The sequence below is a fragment of the Aeromicrobium sp. JJY06 genome, assembly GCF_044069275.1.
Taxonomy (GTDB): domain Bacteria; phylum Actinomycetota; class Actinomycetes; order Propionibacteriales; family Nocardioidaceae; genus Aeromicrobium; species Aeromicrobium tamlense.
This window is the reverse complement of the sequence record NZ_JBIMRD010000001.1, coordinates 1,848,084-1,866,114: the sequence shown is the minus strand read 5'-3', so window position 1 is coordinate 1,866,114 and position 18,031 is coordinate 1,848,084. Positions and strand designations below refer to the sequence as shown.

Sequence of the window (18,031 nt, the reverse complement as noted above, 5' to 3'; positions counted from 1 at the left end):
ACCCCGGAGTCCCATTCGTCACACCAGCCCCAGATCCGCAGAAGTGGGGTCAGGAGGCGTCGAGCGAGCGGGCCTCGTCGACCAGCATGACCGGGATGTCGCGGCGGACGGGGTACGCGAGGGCGCAGCCGTTGCACACGAGCTCGTCGGCCTCGGCGTCCACGAACAGGCCGGAGCGGCACTGGGGGCACACCAGGATCTCGACGAGGGCTGGATCGAGGTTCACGGCACCACCGTAGCCGAGTCGTCGCGCACGAGCCGCAGCACCGGCGAGCCGTCGTCGGAGGGCTGCTCGGGCGCCGGACGGCCCGCCTCGCGGACGGCCTCGGCCAGTGCCACGAGGTCGTCGTGCGTGGGCTCGGGCTCGGTGAACTCCGGGGCCAGTCGCACCACGCTCCAGCCCTGCGGCGCCGACAGGCGCTCGGCGTGACGCGAGCACAGGTCGTACGCGTGGGGCTCGGCGTAGGTGGCCAGCGGGCCCAGGACGGCGACCGAGTCGGCGTACACGTACGTCAGCGTGGCCACCGCGGAGTTCGGGCAGCCTGCGCGCGAGCATCGACGTTGCAGTCCCACGGGGCGAGGTTAGCCCGCGACCCCAGCGCTCCGCAGTAGGCTCACCGGATGGCCAGCGAACCGGGATCCCGCATCGGCGTCCACGGTCCGCGTCCGGGCTCCGCCCGCGACCGTCGCGGGCGCGGACCGCGCGGCGTGATGTCGCTCCCGGGGCCCCTCTCGCCGCAGGGCGCTCCGGTCCACCGCACCCCGCGCGAGGCGTTCGACGACCTCGTCGCCGAGATCCTCACGCGGCTCGACCACCACTTCGCGCGCGAGCCCGACCACGTCGAGGTCGCCGTCGAGGAGGCGCCGATGCTGCCGCCCGGCTGGGACGAGCCGGTGCCCCGCAGCATCGTCAACCCGGCGCCGGGCGGGTACCGGATCGTGGTCTACCGCCTGCCGATCGTGGGACGGGCACGCTCGGCCGTCGACCTCGAGGAGCTGGTCTGGACCGTGCTGCTCACGCGGCTCGGCGAGGTCTGGCACCACGACCCCGAGGACCTCGACCCGCGCGCCTGAGCAGCGGCACCGGTCAGCGCACGGAGACGCCGGGAGCGACCACCGAGACGGGCGCGGGACGCACCGCCGTGGCGGCGATCCTGCCTCCCCCGGACTTCCAGAGACCGGCCATCACGCGACGGCCCTCCTGCGGGGTCAGCACGAGATAGGCGGCGCCGTCCTTCGGCGCGGGGACGAGGGCCGAGGCCCCTGCACCGACGCTCACCCGGCTCGTGCCGAGCGACTCCATCGACGCCGAGAAGGACTCGACCTCGACCACGGCGGCCTCCTTGGCCGTGACGACCGTGCGCACGGCGCCGCCGGCGAGCCGGACGGGCACGACCGCGGGACCCTCGATGGCGGCCGACGGCGTCACTCGGGCGACGTCGTCGTCGGTCTCGATCGAGGCGGAGGCCACGACGGGCAGGTCGGACGTGATCGCGAGGGACGCGCGTCGCAGGTCGACCGAACCCGGGACCGCGACGACCCGCGTGGACTCGGGCTCGACCGAGACGTCCTCGAGGCCCTCGGCGGCGAAGGCGCCACCCGGACCGCGGACCGACACCGCGACGTGCGCGGTGGACGTGCCCGGGTTCGCCAGCGCGAGGCGCGTGCCGTCGCCCTCGGGCAGGCCGGCCAGCACCTGCTCGGTGGCGGGGCCCGGCGCGGGGGCGAGCAGGTCGGCACCGCCGGTGCCGGCGTCGAGCGCGATCGCCGTGAGCGAGCCGCGGCGGCGCGAGACGTGGGCCGAGACGGCTCCCTCCCCCGCGGCGACGTCGTCGACCGAGATCTGGCGCCGCTGACCCGGCTCCACCACGAGGCCCGACGTGTCCAGCGACTGGATTGGGCCGTTGGCGCCCCACCAGCTGAGGTCGGCCACGGCGCGGTTCTCGCCAAGGTTGACCAGGGTGATCGTGGCGTCGGAGCGGCCGCGGTCGCCCAGGCCCGCGAACCAGGCCTCGTCGACGACGGGCGGGCACGCCGCGAGCACGGCGTCGCCCTTCAGTCGGCCGGCGACGTAGCCGACCGATCCGGAGCCCTCGCCGGACTGCTCGAGCACGAGGGCGTCGCCGCCCGGCTCGGCGGTGCGCCAGCGGTCGGCCCGCGCCCACACCGGGTCGGCCGCCGCCTCCTCGGGGATGGGGCGAGCCACGGCCTCGTCGCCCGGCGCCACCTGACCCGCCGCGACGGTCCACCCGGACTCGACGGGGCAGGCCCACGTGGTCTGGCGGACCTCGACGGTCTGGCTGCCTCCGGCCACGACGGGCGGCTCGGGCTCGGGCACGAACGAGATCGCGGCGACGAGCAGCGCCGCCACGAGGGGGAGGACGTAACGGGCGGGGAACCGGCTGCTCATGCGTCGTCCTCCTCGTCCGGATCCGGCCCGGGGGCCGCGTTGCGGCGCACCGGCAGGGCACCCACGAACGCGCCGACCCAGGCCAGCACCCACACGCCTGCGATCCAGGGGCGGGCGGGTCCGGCCTCGGGCGCGGGCTCGGCCTCGACCTCGGAGGTCACCGACCAGACGCGCGAGTCGGGCGAGTCGCTGCCCTTCTGGGCCAGCCCGGGCGCCGCGTCGATCCGTCGCGCGAGGTCGAGGTCGACGTCGGGCGCGTAGATGCTGTCGACGCCGAGTCGCGCCAGCTCGTCGACGTCGTCGCGTGTGGGCGTGGTGACCAGCGAGGTGACGGTGTCGCGCAGGCGGTCCTCGCGCTCGGCAGTGGTGCGCAGCGCCTCGGCCCCGAGGTAGGGGCCGGGGCCCACGACGGCGTCGGCGACGATGCCGGACTCGGAGTCGCCGGTCAGCACGACGGTGGTGCCGGGTCGGGCCGCGAGGAAGGCGGGTACGACGCGGGCGTCACCGGACTCGAGCGGGTCGTCGATGCCGCGCACGACGAGCCAGCCGCCGGCGAGGATCGGGAACGCTGCCAGCAGGGCGATCGCCGGGCGTCGCCAGCGGCGGTGCTTGCGCGTGCGCAGGGCGGGCCAGGCGAACAGCACCGCGGTCAGCAGGCCGCCGAGCCAGATGCCCGCGCCGAGCCCGGACCACGCCCTGACCTCCGGAGCGCCGGGGAACGGCACGTAGGTCGAGATCGAGGCCAGCAGGCCCGTGGCCAGACCGGCGACCGCGACGATCCAGGCGCCGGCGACGGCGCGACGGGTCGCCTCGGGGACGAGGGCCGCGGCGGCGAGCACGATGAGCGGGACCGCGATCCACCACGGCGCCGATCCGGGCCCGCCGCCGGTGCCGGTGACCACGTCCCAGGCGGAGGCGGGCGCGTCGACGGGGTTGCCGACCTCCCACCAGATCCGCCCGGACAGGACACGGTCGAGCAGCCACGGACCCAGCAGCACCGTGCCGATCACGCCGCTGAGCGCGAGGTAGCGCGCGGACGACCGCACCAGCAGCGCGCTGACGACGAGCGCGACGATGCCCAGCGCCCAGGCGACCGGCGCGAACGCCGCGACCAGCGCGATCCACAGGCCGACGAGGGCGGCACGGGTCCACGTGGGCTCGAGCACGAGGCGCAGGAGGACGTTGGCGAACAGGGGCGCCACGACGAGGGTGACCACCGTGCCCAGGCGGCCGCCGGCGATCGCGCCGGTGACGCCGACGACGAGGCCGTACGACACGGCCCACGTCATCCGGACGGCACGGTCGTCGCTGACGAGGCGGCCGAAGCGGTGGGCGGTGAGCGCCGCGAACGGCACCGCCAGCACCGTGAGGATCCAGGAGATGAGTCCCGGCGCGAACCACACCAGCAGCCCGACGAACGCGAGCGGGACCACGTAGGCCGGCGCGACGTCGGCGCTGCCGAGGCCGACCGCGTGCGACCGCTCGAACAGCAGCCGCCACCACGACGAGACCGCGTCGGGCGACGCGGGCAGGACCGGGCTGAACAGGTGACCCGCAGCCACGGAGCGCGCCGCGACGAGCGAGCCCACGAGCAGCACCAGCACCCAGGTCAGCCACGGACGACGGCGCCACCACGGCGGCTGGTCGACGACGACCGGGTCCTCCTCGTCCTCCTCCGCGACGCCGATCGACCGCAGGCCGAGTGAGTCCACCGACTCGGGGCGGACGACGGCCTGCACGGTGGTGGCGGCGACGTCGAGTCCGTGCTGGTACGGCATCCAGAACGGGGCGAACAGGTCCTTCAGCTCGCGGTTGCGGCGCACGACGTTCGGCTTGCGTCGGCGGCGCGCCGCGATCATCGGCCCGGGATTGGCGAAGACCGTGACCATCGCCATGATCTCGCCGCGGGCCGACCGCAGGTCCTTGCCGAAAAGGAAGCCGACGAACCTCAGCAGCGAGCCCACGAACAGACGGATGCTCAGCGGCAGGAACCGCAGCGGGTCGCTGTTGGCCAGCATCGTGTGCAGCGCGGCGGCACGGCGCTCGCCCGCGTGCTCGCGGACGCCCTTGCGGCGCACGCGACGCCGGTTGGCCGTGGCCTCGGCGTGGAACACGATCGAGCGCGGCGCCGTGCGCACGCGGTAGCCGGCGCGGTTGGCGCGCCAGCCGAGGTCGATGTCGTCGAAGAACAGCGGCAGCCGCGGATCGGTGCCGCCGAGGCGCTCCCACACGTCGCGGCGGACCAGCATGCCGGCGGAGCCGACCGCCAGGACGTCCTGCGGCCGGTCGTGCTGGCCGGCGTCGGGCTCGCCGGACTCCAGCATCGTCTCGCGCTGGCCCGTGCCGGTGACCGTGAGGCCGACCTCGAGGAGCCGCCGGAGCGACGGCCACTCGCGGACCTTGGGGCCGACGATGCCGATGTCGGGGTCGCGCGTGGCCTCGTCGAGGAGGCCGGAGAGCGCGTCGGGGTCGCAGATCTGGTCGTCGTGGAGCAGCCAGATCCAGTCGTAGGCCTCGGTCTGCGACTCCACCGCCACCGCGACCTGGCCGCCGAACCCGCGACGGGCGGGGGCGGTGACGATGCGCGAGGCGTGCGCATGTCCCTCGAGGAGGTCGCGCGTGGCCGGGTCGCTGTCGTCGTGGACGAGCACGAGGTGGTCGGGCCGGTGGTGCAGCCGGTCGAGGGCCGCGAGGGTCTGGGGCAGCCATCGCGATCCGCGATGGGCGACGAGAACGGCGAGGACGGAGGGAGGGCTGGCACGCCACGCCGGGACGGATTCGTCCTCGAGGTCGTCGTCGTGCATGATCGCCACCTTAGGCGGTTGCGACCAACCGTCAGGTGTCAGCGGCGCGGGGAGGTCAGGCGCGCTTCTTGAGCTTGCGACGCTCTCGCTCGGACAGGCCACCCCAGATGCCGAAGCGCTCGTCGTGGGCCAGTGCGTACTCGAGGCACTCGGTCTTGACGTCGCAGCTCAGGCACACGCGCTTGGCTTCGCGCGTGGAGCCGCCCTTCTCGGGGAAGAACGACTCGGGGTCGGTCTGAGCGCACAGAGCACGCTCCTGCCACATGAGCTCGGGGTCGTCGCCCTCGATCCAACCGACTAATGACATGCCTGTAATTACAGTCGGATGCCTGCCAAACGTCAAGCCGAATAGCAAATGTCCGGCGATCCTCGGCGTGTCGCGCCTCCGGGCTCCGCGCTAGCGTCGAGGCGTGACCACCACCCTTGCCACCGTCCTGACCCCCACGCCCTCCCCCGTCGTCACGTACTACGACGTCGCGACCGGCGAGCGCGTCGAGCTCAGCGGCGTGACGCTGGCGAACTGGGTGGCGAAGGTCGCGAACTTCCTCGTCGACGAGCTCGACGCCGAGCGTGGCACCCGCGTGCGGATCGGCCTGCCCAGCCACTGGCTGCGCTACGTGTGGATCCTGGGCGCCTGGCGCGTCGGGGCCGTGGTGGCCGACTCCGACGCGCAGATCGGCCTGTCGGGCCCCGAGCTCGAGGCCGCCGAGCCGATCCGGCTGGCGGCGTCGCTGCGTCCTCTCGGGGGCCGCTTCCCCGCCGAGCCCGAGGGCTTCCATGACATCGCGGTGCACGTGCCCGCGAGCCCGGACGTGTTCATCGACCTCGATCCCCCGGCGCCGGACGACCTCGCCCTCGACGTCGCGGGGCGCCGCGCCACGCACGCCGAGCTGCTCGCCGCGCCCGCCCTGACCGACCGGGTCGTGCGCGAGCCGGGGTCCGTGGCCGACGACGCCGCCGACCTCGCGGCGGCCCTCACCGGTGGTGGCTCGCTGGTGATGGTCGCCGGCGGCGGACCCGACGACCTCGTGCGCATCGCCGCGCAGGAGCACGCACGGCTCGACGGGCCGGGACGTTGAGCCGATCCGCGATGGTGGGTGCCCTAGACTCGACGGGGCATCCGGGCCGACGGCCGATGCCCCCGAGACATCACGACAGGAACCACGCATGACCCCAACGGTCGACGACCCGCAGGCCCACGGCCTGACCCGGGTGGGCGGCCGACCCCCGCTGACGGAATACCTGCGGGGAGTCGCGCAACGCAAGGACTTCATCGTCTCGCTGGCGAAGTTCCGCATCGAGGCCGAGAACCAGCGTCAGCGCCTGGGCATGCTGTGGATCGTCCTCAAGCCCATCCTCAACGCCGCGGTGTTCGGCATCGTCTTCGGCATCCTCATGGCCAGCACGAAGTCGGTCCCCGACTTCGTGCCGTTCCTGATCATCGGCGTGTTCATGTTCGAGTTCTTCTCGGCGTGCATGGGCAGCGGCTCGAAGTCGATCACGTCGAACCAGGCGCTCGTGCAGAGTCTGGCTTTCCCCCGCATGTCGCTGCCGATCTCGGTGGTCGTGCAGAAGTTCATGCAGCTGATCCCCACGGTCGGCCTGCTCATGGTCTTCCTTCTCCTCATGGGGCACGTGCCGAACTGGAACTGGCTGCTGATGGTGCCCCTGATCGGCCTGTACTTCCTGTTCTGCATGGGCGTCGCGTTCATCACCGCGCGCCTCACGGTGCATCTGCCCGACCTCACGAACCTGCTGCCGTTCATCACCCGGTTCTTCTTCTACACGACCGGCATCTTCTTCAGCTTCGACATCCGCTTCGAGGGCAACCCGAAGCTGCTCGAGATCGTCCAGTACCAGCCGGTCTACGCCTTCCTGAGCCTGTCGCGCGAGCTGCTGCTCGACTCCGACCCGCTCTACGACGTGCGCCTGCAGTTCTGGCCCATCATCGCCGTCTGGTCGATCGGGCTGTTCCTGATCGGCGTCGTGTTCTTCTGGGCCGCGGAGGAGCGTTATGGTCGCGTCGACTGAGTCCGTGGAGACGGCGGACACCGAGCAGCGCCGACCCGTCGTCGTCGTGCAGGACCTGCACGTCGAGTACCGCGTCTTCGCCACCGGCAAGCGCGCCACCGAGGCCGACCGCGGCGGCGTGCTGCGCCGCGCCAAGCGCACCCGCACGGTGCACGCCCTCAAGGGCATCTCGTTCACCGCGTACGAGAACGACAGCATCGGCGTCATCGGCTCCAACGGCTCGGGCAAGTCCACCCTGATGCGCGCCATCACGGGTCTGACCCCCGCCACCCGCGGCTCGATCTACGCCAGCTCGCGGCCCAGCATGCTCGGTGTGGGCGCGGCCCTCATCAAGCAGCTGTCCGGCCAGCGCAACGTCATCCTCGGTGGCCTGGCCCTGGGCTTCTCCAAGGCCGAGATCGAGGAGCGCTACGACGAGATCGTCGACTTCGCCGGGATCCGCCCGTTCATCGACCTGCCGATGCGCACGTACTCCTCGGGCATGACCGCCCGCCTGAAGTTCGCGATCGCCACGATCCGCGACCACGAGATCCTCATCGTCGACGAGGCCCTGGCCGTCGGCGACCGCAAGTTCCGCAAGCGCTCGGAGAAGCGCATCCGCGAGATCCGCGACAACGCCGGAACGGTGTTCCTGGTGAGCCACTCGATGCAGTCGATCCGCGACACGTGCAATCGCGTCATCTGGATCGAGAAGGGCGAGCTCATGATGGACGGCGATCCCGACGAGGTCATCGCGGCCTACGAGGAGAGCCGCTGACCCCAGCGCTCCCCGCCCCGCCACCGCTTCCCGGTCGGCTCGGCGCCGGGGCCGGGATCAGCAGGTGGCGGCGAGGTCGTCCGTGTTGTTCGCGGCTGACGGCGACTCGGTCTTCGGCGCCTCGGGCGTCTGCTGCGTCTCGGGGGCCTGCGTGGTCGCCGTGGAGTCCGTGGGCTTCGGCTGCGCGGCCTTCTTCTGCTGACGCTCGCTCTTCTTGACCAGGGCCGCGACGTCGGCGCGGATCTGCTCGAAGTTCGGCGTGACGGTGCTGTACTCCGGCGGCACGACCGACAGCGTCGCGATCTGCTGGTCCTTGGCCTTGAGGGCCAGGTCGCCGAACGCGCCCAGCTCGGAGGCGGGGATGTCGGTGCTGAGCATCTGCGCCGAGCTCTTGGCGATCTTGCCCGCGTTCAGCACGACCTGCTCGGGGCTGAGCTGCTGGAGCATGGCCTGCATGAGGCACTTCTGGCGGCCCATGCGCGTGTAGTCGTCGGACTGCACGCGGCTGCGCCCGTACCAGAGCGCCTCCTTGCCGTTGAGCTTCTGCTTGCCCGGCTGGATGTACACCTGCTTCCAGGCGTCGTCCTTGCCGAACATCGCGATGGGCTCCTTGATGTCCATCGTCACGCCGCCGGTGGCGTCGACGAGGCTGGAGAAGCCCTTCATGTTCACGAGGACGTAGTAGTTGACCTTCAGGCCGGTGACGCCCTCGACGGCCTCGAGCGTGGCGTCCAGGCCCGGGTCCTTGCTCTTCGGGTAGAGGTCGGACCGGTCGGCCGCGGCGGTGTGCACCGCGTTCAGCAGGCACTCGGAGCCGCAGTTGTAGCCGTAGGGGTAGACCGTCCGCATCGGCGAGTCCTCGGGGAACGGCACGTTCTGCAGGTTGCGCGGCAGCGACACCATGATCGGCACGCCGGTCTCGGCGTCGATGCTGACGAGGTTGATCGAGTCGGGGCGCAGGCCGGTGCGGTCGTCGGCGGAGTCGGCGCCGAGCAGCAGGATGTTGTAGCGGCCCTGAAGCGGCGACTTGACCTCGGTCTCGTGGAAGACCTGCTCCACGACCTCCTTGGAGGCCGAGACGGTGTTCCAGCTCAGGTACGTCGTGGAGGTGACCAGCGCGACGATCGTGACGTTGACGACCGAGATGATGCCGAGTCGCCACCAGCCCAGGCTGCGCACGAGGGCGAGCCGCCAGGCGTCGACGAACAGCAGCATCCAGCCGATCGCCAGGACGAGGGCGGCGACGCGCGCGGTCTGGAGCACGGACGGGTCGGTGAGCCAGTCGATGACCTGGGCGCGATCGGGGCGGAAGCGGAACCAGACCACCAGCAGGGCCGTCAGCACGGCCACCCAGGCGACCATGACGACCGCGCCGAGGCGGCGCGCGCCGGCCAGGAACTGCGCGATGCCGGGCCAGACGACCGTGCCGAGGATCAGCACCAGTGCACGGCGCAGCCCACCGCGCTGCGCGACCCGCGTGGGTCGGGCTCCCAGACCGCTCACCCCGCCACCTCTCCTGCCTGCCGTGGCCGATCGTCCGTGCGCGACCGACGCCCCATTAAACCCTCCGGTTCCCAACGCCGACGAACCAGCGCCGGTCGGGCGGGTCGGCTCAGCAGCTCTCGTTGAGGTCGGCGCTGCGGTTGGCCTTGCGCGGGTCCTTCTTCTGCGCCTCCCCGCCGAGCTCGAGCAGCGGGAGCTTCGCGGTGACGAGGGCGGACTTCTGGACCTCCTCGCGGGCCTCGGAGCTGCCGACGGCGCTGGAGACCAGGCGGCGCACCTTGTCGAAGTCCGGGTTGCCCGTGTAGATCACCGGCGGCACGAGCGAGACCGACGAGATCGGCTGCGACTTCGTCTTGAGCGCGAGGTCCATGAAGACGTTGAGGTCCTGGCGCGGGATGCTCGTGTGCAGCATCGCCGAGCTCGAGTTCGCGATGTCCTGCATGTTCATGAGGACCTTCTGCGGGTTGAGCTGGCGCACCATCGCGTTCATCACGCACTTCTGGCGGCCCATGCGCGACCAGTCGTCGTTCTCCACGCGTGAGCGGGCGTACCAGAGGGCCTTGTCGCCCGAGAGCTTCTGCTCGCCGGCCTCGATGTAGCCGCGGATCGGCGAGCCGATGCCGCCGATCGCGGTGCGCTCGCGCACGTTGAGGCGAACGCCGCCGACCGCGTCGATGAGCTTCGAGAAGCCCTTCATGTTGACCAGCGCGTAGTAGTTGAGCTTCAGCCCCGTGATCTCCTCGACCGCGTCCATCGTGGCGTCGATGCCGGGCTCCTTGGCGTCGAAGAGCTGCGCGTGGTCGTTCGCCCAGGTGTTCACGGCGTTGAGGTAGCAGCCGTCGCAGTCGAAGCCGTTCGGGAACTGCTCGCGCATGACCGAGCCCTTCGGGAAGGGCACGTTCTCCAGGTTGCGCGGCAGGCCGATGATGACGGCCTTGCCGGTCTCGGCGTCGATGCTGGCGACGTTGATCGAGTCGGGGCGCATGCCGCTGCGGTCCTTGCCGGAGTCGGTGCCCAGGAGCAGCACGTTGTAGCGACCCTCGTGCGGCTTGGAGACCGTGTTGGAGGCGAAGACCGTGTCGGTGAAGCCGTTCATCACCGAGACGGTGTGCGCGGCGAAGAACAGGACCGCGGCCGTGGCGACGACGAGACCGGCGTGCAGCGCGGTGGAGATCGCCAGGTGCGGACGGGCGAGCTCGCGCGGGCGGCCGAGCCGCCAGGCGTCGACGATGAGGGCGACCCAGCCGATCGCGAGGCCCACGAGGACCCAGCGGCCGAGGGTCAGCAGGGCGGCGTTGGTGGCCAGGCCGAAGACGAGCTGGCGGTCGAGCAGCGCCAGCAGGACGAGGGCGGCGACGAGCGCGAGCACGCCCAGCCAGATCCGGATCGCGATGCGACCCACGCGCTTGTTGCCCTGGACCAGCTGGGCGGAGCCCGGCATCACGAGGGTCATGGCGGCCAGGGTCAGGGCGCGCCGGAAGCGGATCCGGGCGGTGGCGCTGGCCGGGTCGGCGTAGGTGCCGCCCAGAGCGCTCGTGCGGTCGTCGTGCATCGCTGTCCTCACGGTGGGGAAGAGTCCGAAGGTTCCCTCAGTATCGAGCGCCGCTCCCGATCCCTCGGGATGACGCGCCGGAGGCCGGGCAAGGGAATCGGAGCGAGGTCCGACGGGGTACCTTCACCCCATGCCCCCCTCAGGTCCCAAGGATCCGGACGGATACGACTGGCTGTACGACGATCAGCCCGGTCGGTCCTCGGCGCGCCCCGCGGCGTCCGGCTCCTCGATCCCGCCGCCGAACCTGCCCCCGCCGGGGTCCGGCAAGCGCGGCGCGAAGCCGCCGAAGGAGCGCAAGCCGCGCGGTCGACTGCGGCTGCTGTGGCTGGTCCTCGTGGCCTGGATCGCGTTCCTCGTGCTCGTGCCGGTGGTCGCCTGGTCGAAGATCACCAAGGTCGACGCCACGCCCGACGGCGAACGCCCCCAGGACGAGACCACCACGTGGGTCCTCGCCGGCACCGACAAGCGCCCCAAGGACAAGTCCCGGGGCCGCACCGACACCATCCTGCTGCTGACGTACGGCGGTGGAGGCCCCTCGGTGCTGACGTCGATCCCGCGCGACTCGATCGTCGACATCCCCGGCAACGGCCGGACCAAGATCAACGCCGCGTACGCGTTCGGCGGCCCGCCGCTGCTCGTCGAGACGATCGAGAGCGAGACCGGCCTGGGCGTCGACGGCTACGTCGAGATCGGCTTCACCGGGCTCGAGGACGTCGTCGACGCGCTCGGCGGCATCGAGGTCTGCCCGAAGGACGACATCAAGGACAAGGACGCGAAGCTGAACATCAAGGAGGGCTGCCAGGAGGTCGACGGCAAGACCGCCCTGGCGTACTCGCGCTCCCGCAAGGCGTTCGCCAGCGGCGACATCGCGCGCGGCCAGAACCAGCGCGAGGTCATCGGCGCGATCGGCGACGCGGCCCTGTCCCCCTCCACCGTCCTCAACCCGTGGAAGTTCACGCGTGTGGCCACGACGACCGCGGAGTCCCTCGCCGTCGGCGACGACGTCTCGATGTTCTCGTTCGGCCGCTTCGCGTGGAAGCTCGGCAAGGCGATGGGCGGCGACGGTCGGTCCTGCACCGTGCCGATCGCGGACATGTCGGTGCAGTGGGACCGCGAGCGCGCGGTCGAGTACTTCAAGCACCTCAAGGACGGCACGACCGATGAGCTCGGCGACCTGTGCACCCAGGACGGGCTGCGGAAGTAGCCGTCAGCCGCCGAACGCCTCGGCCGTGAAGGCCGCGACCTGCTTGGCCGAGCGGTCGAGCACGTCGGTGTGCTCGGCGCCGCGGTACGTCGTGTAGGTGAGGTCGAGCCCGCGCGCCCGGTAGGCCTTGGCGAGCGAGTCGGTGAGGACCTGCGGCACCACGCTGTCGGCGGTGCCCTGCACGACCAGGATCGGGCCGCGCACCTCGGGGAAGCTGGGGTCGTTCGCGTCCAGCGGACCACGCACGAGGTCGGCGTCGGCGTTCTTGACCGCGAACCGGTTCATCGGCGCCAGCCCGAAGCGGTCGGGGCCGAGCAGGTCCATGAGGCACTCCTCGCGCACCTGCGGGTAGAGCTTCACGCCCTTCGCGTTGAGCAGCTCGTCGACCGGGATCTTGCCCGGGTAGGCGACCTCGAGGCCGCGCAGGATCATCGCGACCAGCGCGGCGGGGACGGCGACCTCGCCGGACAGGCCGACCTCGGCCGCGAGCGACATGTGCGAGGGCGGGGCGAAGGCGACCGTGCCCACGACGTCGAGCTCGCGCGTGTAGTGCGGTGCCATCGAGGTGGCCCACAGCGCCGCGTGACCGCCCTGCGAGTGGCCGGCGGTCATCACCCGATCGCTGAGGTCGGGATCGAGCTGGCGGGCGGCGCGCACGATGTCGAGCACGGCCCGGCCCTGCGAGGCGCCGATCAGGTACGGGTGGTCGCCGGGGGTGCCGAGGCCCTCGTAGTCGGTGGCCACCACCGCGTGGCCGCTGTCGATCCAACGCTGGAGGCGGGTGCTGGTGGTGCCGATCGCGGCCGGGTCGGCGATCGTCGCGTCGGCGCGGGTGGGGGCGCACTGGTCGGCAATGCCGGTGGTGCCGTGCGCCCAGGTGACAACCGGCCAGCCGCCGTCGGGAGCGGTTCCGTCGGGGACGGCGACGAAGCCGGAGGTGGCGACCGTGTCGCCGCCCACGCCCTGCTGCGCGTAGAGGACGAGGCTGACGTCGGCCTGCTCCAGCCCCATCGCGCCCTCGAGCTCGCGCGACCAGATGAGGTCGCCGTGCGCGTACTCCGAGAGGTCCGCGGGCGGCGTGTAGAACGCGGTGCCCTGCGGGGCGGAACGGGGCTCGTCCTCCTCGGCCGTGCAGGCCGCGACGGACAGCACGAGCGCGGCGCTCGCGAGCACCGGGACCAGTCGACGGATCACCGCGTCATCGTACGGCCGCGGACCCGCCCGCCGAGCCGAAACCGACGACCGCGGCGGGTGGGTGCCGCCTCCCCGGCGCCCACCCGCCGCGAGCACCCTCCGGCGTGGATCAACCCCGCGACCGCTGGCGCGACCTGAGCGATCGGACCAGGTCGATGGCCAGGAATCCCACCGCGACGATGCCGCCCGCGACCCAGTCGGGCTCTCCGCTCACCGCCCAGGAGGCGATGACGACCGCTGCCCCGCACGTACCGATCGACAGCGCCTCCCAAGCGATCGCCCCGCCGACGGATCGGCTGCTCATGTCGCGGGCGGGGTCGCGCGTCGGGCGCGCCATCGGCGTGCGACGAGCTCCCATGCCACGGCTGCCACCGTCAGGACGACGGCCAGGGTCCAGAAGTCGCGGACGATCCCGCCAGGCGCCTCCGCGCCTTGGTTGAGACCCATCCAGTAGAGGCCAAGCGCGGCGACCAGCGCGACAGGTGTCCTCATCAGCACTTCTCCCTTCCCACGTCTACTCGGACTCGCACCGTAGGCCCGGCAGCCACCACCAGCAGCAGCGTTTTCCACATCGGCTCCTCCGTCAACGGCGGGACCGGCGGCGGATCGCGCGCAGAGTCAGATCGCCCGCGAGCACCCCGACGAAGCAGGCACCGGCCAGAGCCCAGGCGAACACACCGCGATCGCTGAGGAGAAGGACCATCGCGACGAGCGCCACCGCGAGGACGAGATATGCCACGAGATCGATCCGGCTCAACACTTGACGACCTTCCCACCCACGACCGCCACCGCGACGATCCTGAACTTCAGCTCGACGCACCTTCCCGCCTTCTTGGCCTTCTTGAACACCCCTCGCAGCTTGTAGAAGTAGGCGCTCACGGCGGCGGCGCAGACCGCTTTCACCGCGACCCCTGCCGGGTTCTTCGCAGGGATCAGTCCGCACAGCGTGCTCACCCCCGCCCCGAGCGAGACGAACATCGCGTCGTGCACCTTCTTGGTCTCCTTCTTGCTCAGCTTCACGCACACGGCCGTGCCCAGGTCGCAGAACTTCACCTTCGGGTCGGCGACGACGGGGTAGGCGACGCCGCGGGCGCGGTGGTCGACGACCTGGCGGATCGTGCTCCCCCTCAGCTCGTAGCGGGTGGGCACCTGGCGCCCGGCCGCGTCGACGGCCCATGGGGCCTCGACCTGGGCGACAACGGCGCCGTCCGGTCCGACGAGGTCGACTCCTCCGTCGGGCGCCGGCCGCGGGGAGACGTCGCCGCGGAGCCCGAAGTCGTAGGTGGCCGGGGCCTCCGCCGAGTCGATCCCGACCAGCACCTGCGTGCCGGTGCTGGTCGGCGTGACGGCGAGCGACGATCCCTTGCGCCCCGGCAGGTGGTACCGCCCGTCGGCCTTCTTCGCGGTGACACCCCTCGCCGGCAGGTCGAGTGCGAGCGAGGCGCCTCCAGCCGTCTCGATCGGAACGGCTCCCTTCCTGACGGCGCCCGTCGGCGAGGCGCTCAGCGGGACGGCCGACTCGACCTGGGCGAGCTCGCCGAGGCGGTCGCCGAAGGTGGCGCGCGGCGTGCCGGCCTGTGTCGGTGGCAGGGCCGAGAGTGTGAGCGCGGCCGAGGTGGCCAGGACCGCGAAGGCCCGTGTGACGATGTGCATGAATCCCCCGATTCGGTGATGGGCGAGGCCCGTGACGAACGAACTGACGCACAACTTATTGTGCTTCAGGGGACGCGTCAAGCACCCATTCCCCCGGGTGTGGAGACGTCAGGTGAGTCGCTGCAGCTGCGGGATCCGTGAGACTCCCGGCGCCGGGAAGAGGCGCATCGCGACGAGCAGGATCGCGCAGGCGACGATCCCGTCCATGAACCAGTGGTTCGCCGTGACGGTGACGACCACGATCGTGATCGCCGCGTGCCAGACCGCCAGCTGGCGCACCAGGCCGTTCGCGGTCCGCACCACCACGACGGCGATCAGCACCGCCCAGCCCACGTGCAGGCTCGGCATGGCGGCGTACTGGTTGGCCACCGCACCGCTCGCGCCGTCATACGCCGAAGGGCCGTACTCGGTCATCGAGTCGACGAACCCCCACTGCGGGAACATGCGCGGCGGGGCCAGCGGGAACGCCATGTGCAGCATCACCGCGCAGGTCGTCTGGATGATGATGAGGTTCCGCGCCCAGCGGTACTCGGCCCGGGGGCGCCGCACGAATCCCCACACGAGGAACGCCACCGTGGCCGGGAAGTGCACCCCGACGTAGTAGACGTTGGCTGCCTGCAGCAGGTCGACCGACGGGACGAGGTCCTGGATGAAGGCCTCGTGCGACAGCCGCAGGGCGCGCTCCAGCCCGCGCACCGCGGCGGCGTTCGCGTACGCGGTCCGCTCCGCGTCGATCGTCACCAGACGACCGACGCGGTACAGCACGTAGACGAGCGCCAGCAGCGTCAGCTCGAACACCGCAGGCAGGATCCCGTCGCGCAAGCGAACGACGACCTCGGACCGCCGCGGGAGGGCCATTGCACCAGACTCTCAAACCACTCCCGGTAGCAACACCCTTGGACGACCCCGAGATCACCCTGAGGGCCGCGAGTGGATCAGAGGGTGGACTGGATGCCGGCGAGCAGCTGGCGCGCCATGACGATCCGCTGGACCTGGTTCGTGCCCTCGTAGATCTGGGTGATCTTGGCGTCGCGCATCATCCGCTCGACCGGGTAGTCGCGGGTGAAGCCGTAGCCGCCGAGCAGCTGCACGGCGTCGGTGGTCACCTGCATCGCGACGTCGGACGCAAAGGCCTTCGCGGCGGCGCCGAAGAACGTGAGGTCCTTGTCGCCGCGCTCGGAGCGACCGGCGGCCGCGTAGGTGAGCTGGCGCGCGGCCTCGATCTTCATGCCCATGTCGGCGATCATGAACTGCAGGCCCTGGAAGTCCGAGACGGGCTTGCCGAACTGCTTGCGCTCCTGGACGTAGCCCAGCGCGTAGTCGAGGGCGCCCTGCGCCACGCCGACCGCCTGCGCGGCGATGGTGACGCGGGTGTGGTCGAGGGTCTTCATCGCGATCGCGAAGCCCTCGCCGACGTCGCCGATGATGCGGTCGCCCGGGATGCGCACGTTGTCGAAGTAGACCTCGCGCGTCGGCGAGCCCTTGATGCCGAGCTTCTTCTCCGGCGCGCCGAACGAGACGCCCTCGTCGGACTTCTCCACGACGAACGCGGTGATGCCCTTCGTCCGCTTCTCGAAGTCGGTCTGCGTCAGGACGGTGTAGTACTCCGACTCGCCCGCGTTGGTGATCCAGCGCTTCGTGCCGTTGATGACCCAGTCGTCACCGTCGCGCTTGGCAGTGGTCCGCTGGTTGGCGGCGTCGGAGCCGGCCTCGGGCTCGGAGAGGCAGTAGCTGAAGCCGCCCTCGCCGCGCGCGAGCTTGCCCAGGTACTTCGCCTTGATCTCCTCGCCGCCGCCGATCTGCACCGGCAGCGAGCCGAGCTTGTTGACCGCGGGGATGAGCGAGCTGGAGACGCACACGCGGGCGACCTCCTCGATCACCAGCACGGTGGCGAGCGCGTCGGCGCCGGCTCCCCCGTACTGCTCGGGCACGTGCGGCGCGTGGAAGTCGGCCGCGATGAGCGCCTGGTTCGCCTCGCTCGGGAAGCGCGCCTCCTCGTCCACGGCGGCGGCGTGCGGGGCGATCTTCGCCTCGGCCACGGCGCGCACCGCCTCGCGGATCGCCTGATGCTCCTCGGACAACGCGAAGAAATCGGACACGCTCGAACTCCCGGGGGTTGAAAAGGTAGGAACTCCGCGCATTCTACGCCGCGGGCTGCCGCGCCCCTCCCGGGGTGACCCGCCGCAGACACCCGGCGGCGTCAGTGACGCTCGAGCGCCTCGACGATCAGCCGAGCCAGCTCACGCGGCTTCGTGAACTGCGGCCAGTGCCCGGTGGGCAGGTCGACGTACTCGACCTCGCGCAGACGGCCGACCTCGGCGGCCCACGCATCGCCGGCCTCGATCGCGTCGCGCAGCACCTGGGACGGGAACTCGCAGCAGATGATCGTCGCCGGCACGTCGAGGCGGCGATCATCGGCGTAGGAGATTCCGTCGGTCGCGACGCGGATCGGCTGCGGCACGGCCCGCGCCTCGAAGTCGGCCCGGATCGCCTCGTCCATGTCGACGAGGTCCATCTCGGTGAACGTGTCCCACGGCGGCAGCGGGATCTCGTCGCCGTCGGGCGGCAGCTCGTCGTTGATCGGCTCGCCCTCGGGCTGCGGACCCGAGTCGACGTAGATCGCGCGCGCGATCCGGTCGGGGCGCAGGTCGGCGACGCCGTGGATGACCGCACCGCCACCGGAGTGCCCGACCAGCACGACGTCACCATCGAGCGCGTCGACCCGCGCCGCGACGAACTCGACGTGGTCGCGCAGCCCGATGTCCGCGCGGGGCGCGTCGCGCGACTCGAGGCCGGGCAGCGTCAGCGGGTGCACGCGGTGTCCGGCCTCGACGATCAGCGGCGTGACCTCGTCCCACGACGAGGCGTCCAGCCAGAATCCGGGAACCAGGATGATGTCCATGTCTCGGACGCTACTCCTGCG

Annotated in this window: 20 protein-coding genes; 5 read left to right on the top strand and 15 right to left on the bottom strand. The window is 71.5% G+C overall.

Features of this window, described 5'->3' with window-relative positions:
• Nucleotides 1-49: 49 nt before the first annotated feature.
• Complete coding sequence (locus tag ACGWYL_RS09095) at nt 50-226, bottom strand: Trm112 family protein (RefSeq protein WP_179426142.1); 177 nt, start codon at nt 224-226, stop codon at nt 50-52.
• Nucleotides 223-573: a DUF3499 domain-containing protein gene (locus ACGWYL_RS09090; protein ID WP_179426144.1), complete on the bottom strand. Its 351-nt coding sequence runs from the start codon at nt 571-573 to the stop codon at nt 223-225. The genes ACGWYL_RS09095 and ACGWYL_RS09090 overlap by 4 nt, the downstream gene beginning before the upstream one ends.
• Nucleotides 574-621: 48 nt before the next feature.
• On the opposite strand from ACGWYL_RS09090, the gene ACGWYL_RS09085 reads away from it, so the two are divergent.
• The gene (locus ACGWYL_RS09085) at nt 622-1,074 is read left to right on the top strand and encodes a metallopeptidase family protein (protein ID WP_179426146.1); all 453 of its coding nucleotides are present in this window, start codon (nt 622-624) and stop codon (nt 1,072-1,074) included.
• A gap of 13 nt (nt 1,075-1,087) precedes the next feature.
• Here the strand turns inward: ACGWYL_RS09085 and ACGWYL_RS09080 are convergent, their stop codons facing one another.
• The 3 genes from ACGWYL_RS09080 to ACGWYL_RS09070 are packed head-to-tail and all read right to left on the bottom strand — an operon-like array spanning nt 1,088 to nt 5,521.
• Nucleotides 1,088-2,410 (bottom strand): DUF5719 family protein, encoded by a 1,323-nt coding sequence (locus tag ACGWYL_RS09080; protein ID WP_179426148.1) that lies wholly within the window; start codon nt 2,408-2,410, stop codon nt 1,088-1,090.
• Nucleotides 2,407-5,214 carry a glycosyltransferase gene (locus ACGWYL_RS09075; RefSeq protein ID WP_395486997.1) on the bottom strand — a complete coding sequence of 936 codons (2,808 nt, stop codon included), beginning with the start codon at nt 5,212-5,214 and terminating at the stop codon, nt 2,407-2,409. Before ACGWYL_RS09075 ends, ACGWYL_RS09080 begins: the two co-directional genes overlap by 4 nt.
• A 55-nt stretch (nt 5,215-5,269) precedes the next feature.
• Nucleotides 5,270-5,521, bottom strand: a complete 252-nt coding sequence (locus tag ACGWYL_RS09070; RefSeq protein ID WP_179426152.1) for a WhiB family transcriptional regulator — start codon at nt 5,519-5,521, stop codon at nt 5,270-5,272.
• 103 nt (nt 5,522-5,624) lie between these two features.
• Between ACGWYL_RS09070 and ACGWYL_RS09065 the strand changes: the two genes are divergently transcribed.
• The 3 genes from ACGWYL_RS09065 (at nt 5,625) to ACGWYL_RS09055 (ending at nt 8,002) form a co-directional block, all read left to right on the top strand.
• The gene (locus ACGWYL_RS09065; protein WP_395486996.1) at nt 5,625-6,293 is read left to right on the top strand and encodes a TIGR03089 family protein; all 669 of its coding nucleotides are present in this window, start codon (nt 5,625-5,627) and stop codon (nt 6,291-6,293) included.
• A gap of 88 nt (nt 6,294-6,381) precedes the next feature.
• Nucleotides 6,382-7,245 carry an ABC transporter permease gene (locus tag ACGWYL_RS09060; protein WP_179426156.1) on the top strand — a complete coding sequence of 288 codons (864 nt, stop codon included), beginning with the start codon at nt 6,382-6,384 and terminating at the stop codon, nt 7,243-7,245.
• Nucleotides 7,246-7,249: 4 nt separating this feature from the next.
• The gene (locus tag ACGWYL_RS09055; RefSeq protein ID WP_269305503.1) at nt 7,250-8,002 is read left to right on the top strand and encodes an ABC transporter ATP-binding protein; all 753 of its coding nucleotides are present in this window, start codon (nt 7,250-7,252) and stop codon (nt 8,000-8,002) included.
• A 57-nt stretch (nt 8,003-8,059) separates the two neighbouring features.
• Here ACGWYL_RS09055 and ACGWYL_RS09050 read toward each other — a convergent pair whose 3' ends face one another.
• Nucleotides 8,060-9,505 (bottom strand): LCP family protein, encoded by a 1,446-nt coding sequence (locus tag ACGWYL_RS09050; RefSeq protein ID WP_269305501.1) that lies wholly within the window; start codon nt 9,503-9,505, stop codon nt 8,060-8,062.
• Nucleotides 9,506-9,614: 109 nt separating this feature from the next.
• Complete coding sequence (locus tag ACGWYL_RS09045; protein WP_269305499.1) at nt 9,615-11,057, bottom strand: LCP family protein; 1,443 nt, start codon at nt 11,055-11,057, stop codon at nt 9,615-9,617.
• A gap of 130 nt (nt 11,058-11,187) precedes the next feature.
• Here ACGWYL_RS09045 and ACGWYL_RS09040 point away from each other — a divergent pair, with 130 nt between their 5' ends.
• On the top strand, nt 11,188-12,261 hold the full coding sequence (locus ACGWYL_RS09040) for an LCP family protein (protein ID WP_179426164.1): 1,074 nt from the start codon (nt 11,188-11,190) through the stop codon (nt 12,259-12,261).
• Between the two features lie 3 nt (nt 12,262-12,264).
• Here ACGWYL_RS09040 and ACGWYL_RS09035 read toward each other — a convergent pair whose 3' ends face one another.
• From ACGWYL_RS09035 to ACGWYL_RS09000, 8 genes are all read right to left on the bottom strand, one after another.
• Nucleotides 12,265-13,455 carry a lipase family protein gene (locus ACGWYL_RS09035; protein ID WP_395486995.1) on the bottom strand — a complete coding sequence of 397 codons (1,191 nt, stop codon included), beginning with the start codon at nt 13,453-13,455 and terminating at the stop codon, nt 12,265-12,267.
• Nucleotides 13,456-13,564: 109 nt separating this feature from the next.
• The gene (locus tag ACGWYL_RS09030; protein WP_179426168.1) at nt 13,565-13,759 is read right to left on the bottom strand and encodes a hypothetical protein; all 195 of its coding nucleotides are present in this window, start codon (nt 13,757-13,759) and stop codon (nt 13,565-13,567) included.
• A complete protein-coding gene (locus tag ACGWYL_RS09025) occupies nt 13,756-13,947 on the bottom strand; it encodes a hypothetical protein (RefSeq protein WP_395486994.1) in 192 nt (63 codons plus the stop codon). The genes ACGWYL_RS09030 and ACGWYL_RS09025 overlap by 4 nt, the downstream gene beginning before the upstream one ends.
• A 91-nt stretch (nt 13,948-14,038) precedes the next feature.
• Entirely contained in the window at nt 14,039-14,194 is a 156-nt protein-coding gene (locus tag ACGWYL_RS09020) for a hypothetical protein (protein ID WP_395486993.1), read from the bottom strand.
• Nucleotides 14,195-14,208: 14 nt separating this feature from the next.
• Nucleotides 14,209-15,108 carry a hypothetical protein gene (locus ACGWYL_RS09015; protein WP_395486992.1) on the bottom strand — a complete coding sequence of 300 codons (900 nt, stop codon included), beginning with the start codon at nt 15,106-15,108 and terminating at the stop codon, nt 14,209-14,211.
• Between the two features lie 108 nt (nt 15,109-15,216).
• Nucleotides 15,217-15,966, bottom strand: a complete 750-nt coding sequence (locus ACGWYL_RS09010) for a phosphatase PAP2 family protein (protein ID WP_395486991.1) — start codon at nt 15,964-15,966, stop codon at nt 15,217-15,219.
• Nucleotides 15,967-16,043: 77 nt separating this feature from the next.
• On the bottom strand, nt 16,044-17,249 hold the full coding sequence (locus tag ACGWYL_RS09005; protein ID WP_269305484.1) for an acyl-CoA dehydrogenase family protein: 1,206 nt from the start codon (nt 17,247-17,249) through the stop codon (nt 16,044-16,046).
• Nucleotides 17,250-17,308: 59 nt separating this feature from the next.
• Nucleotides 17,309-18,010, bottom strand: coding sequence for an alpha/beta fold hydrolase (locus ACGWYL_RS09000; protein WP_395486990.1), 702 nt, complete (start codon nt 18,008-18,010; stop codon nt 17,309-17,311).
• Between the last annotated feature and the right edge of the window lie 21 nt (nt 18,011-18,031).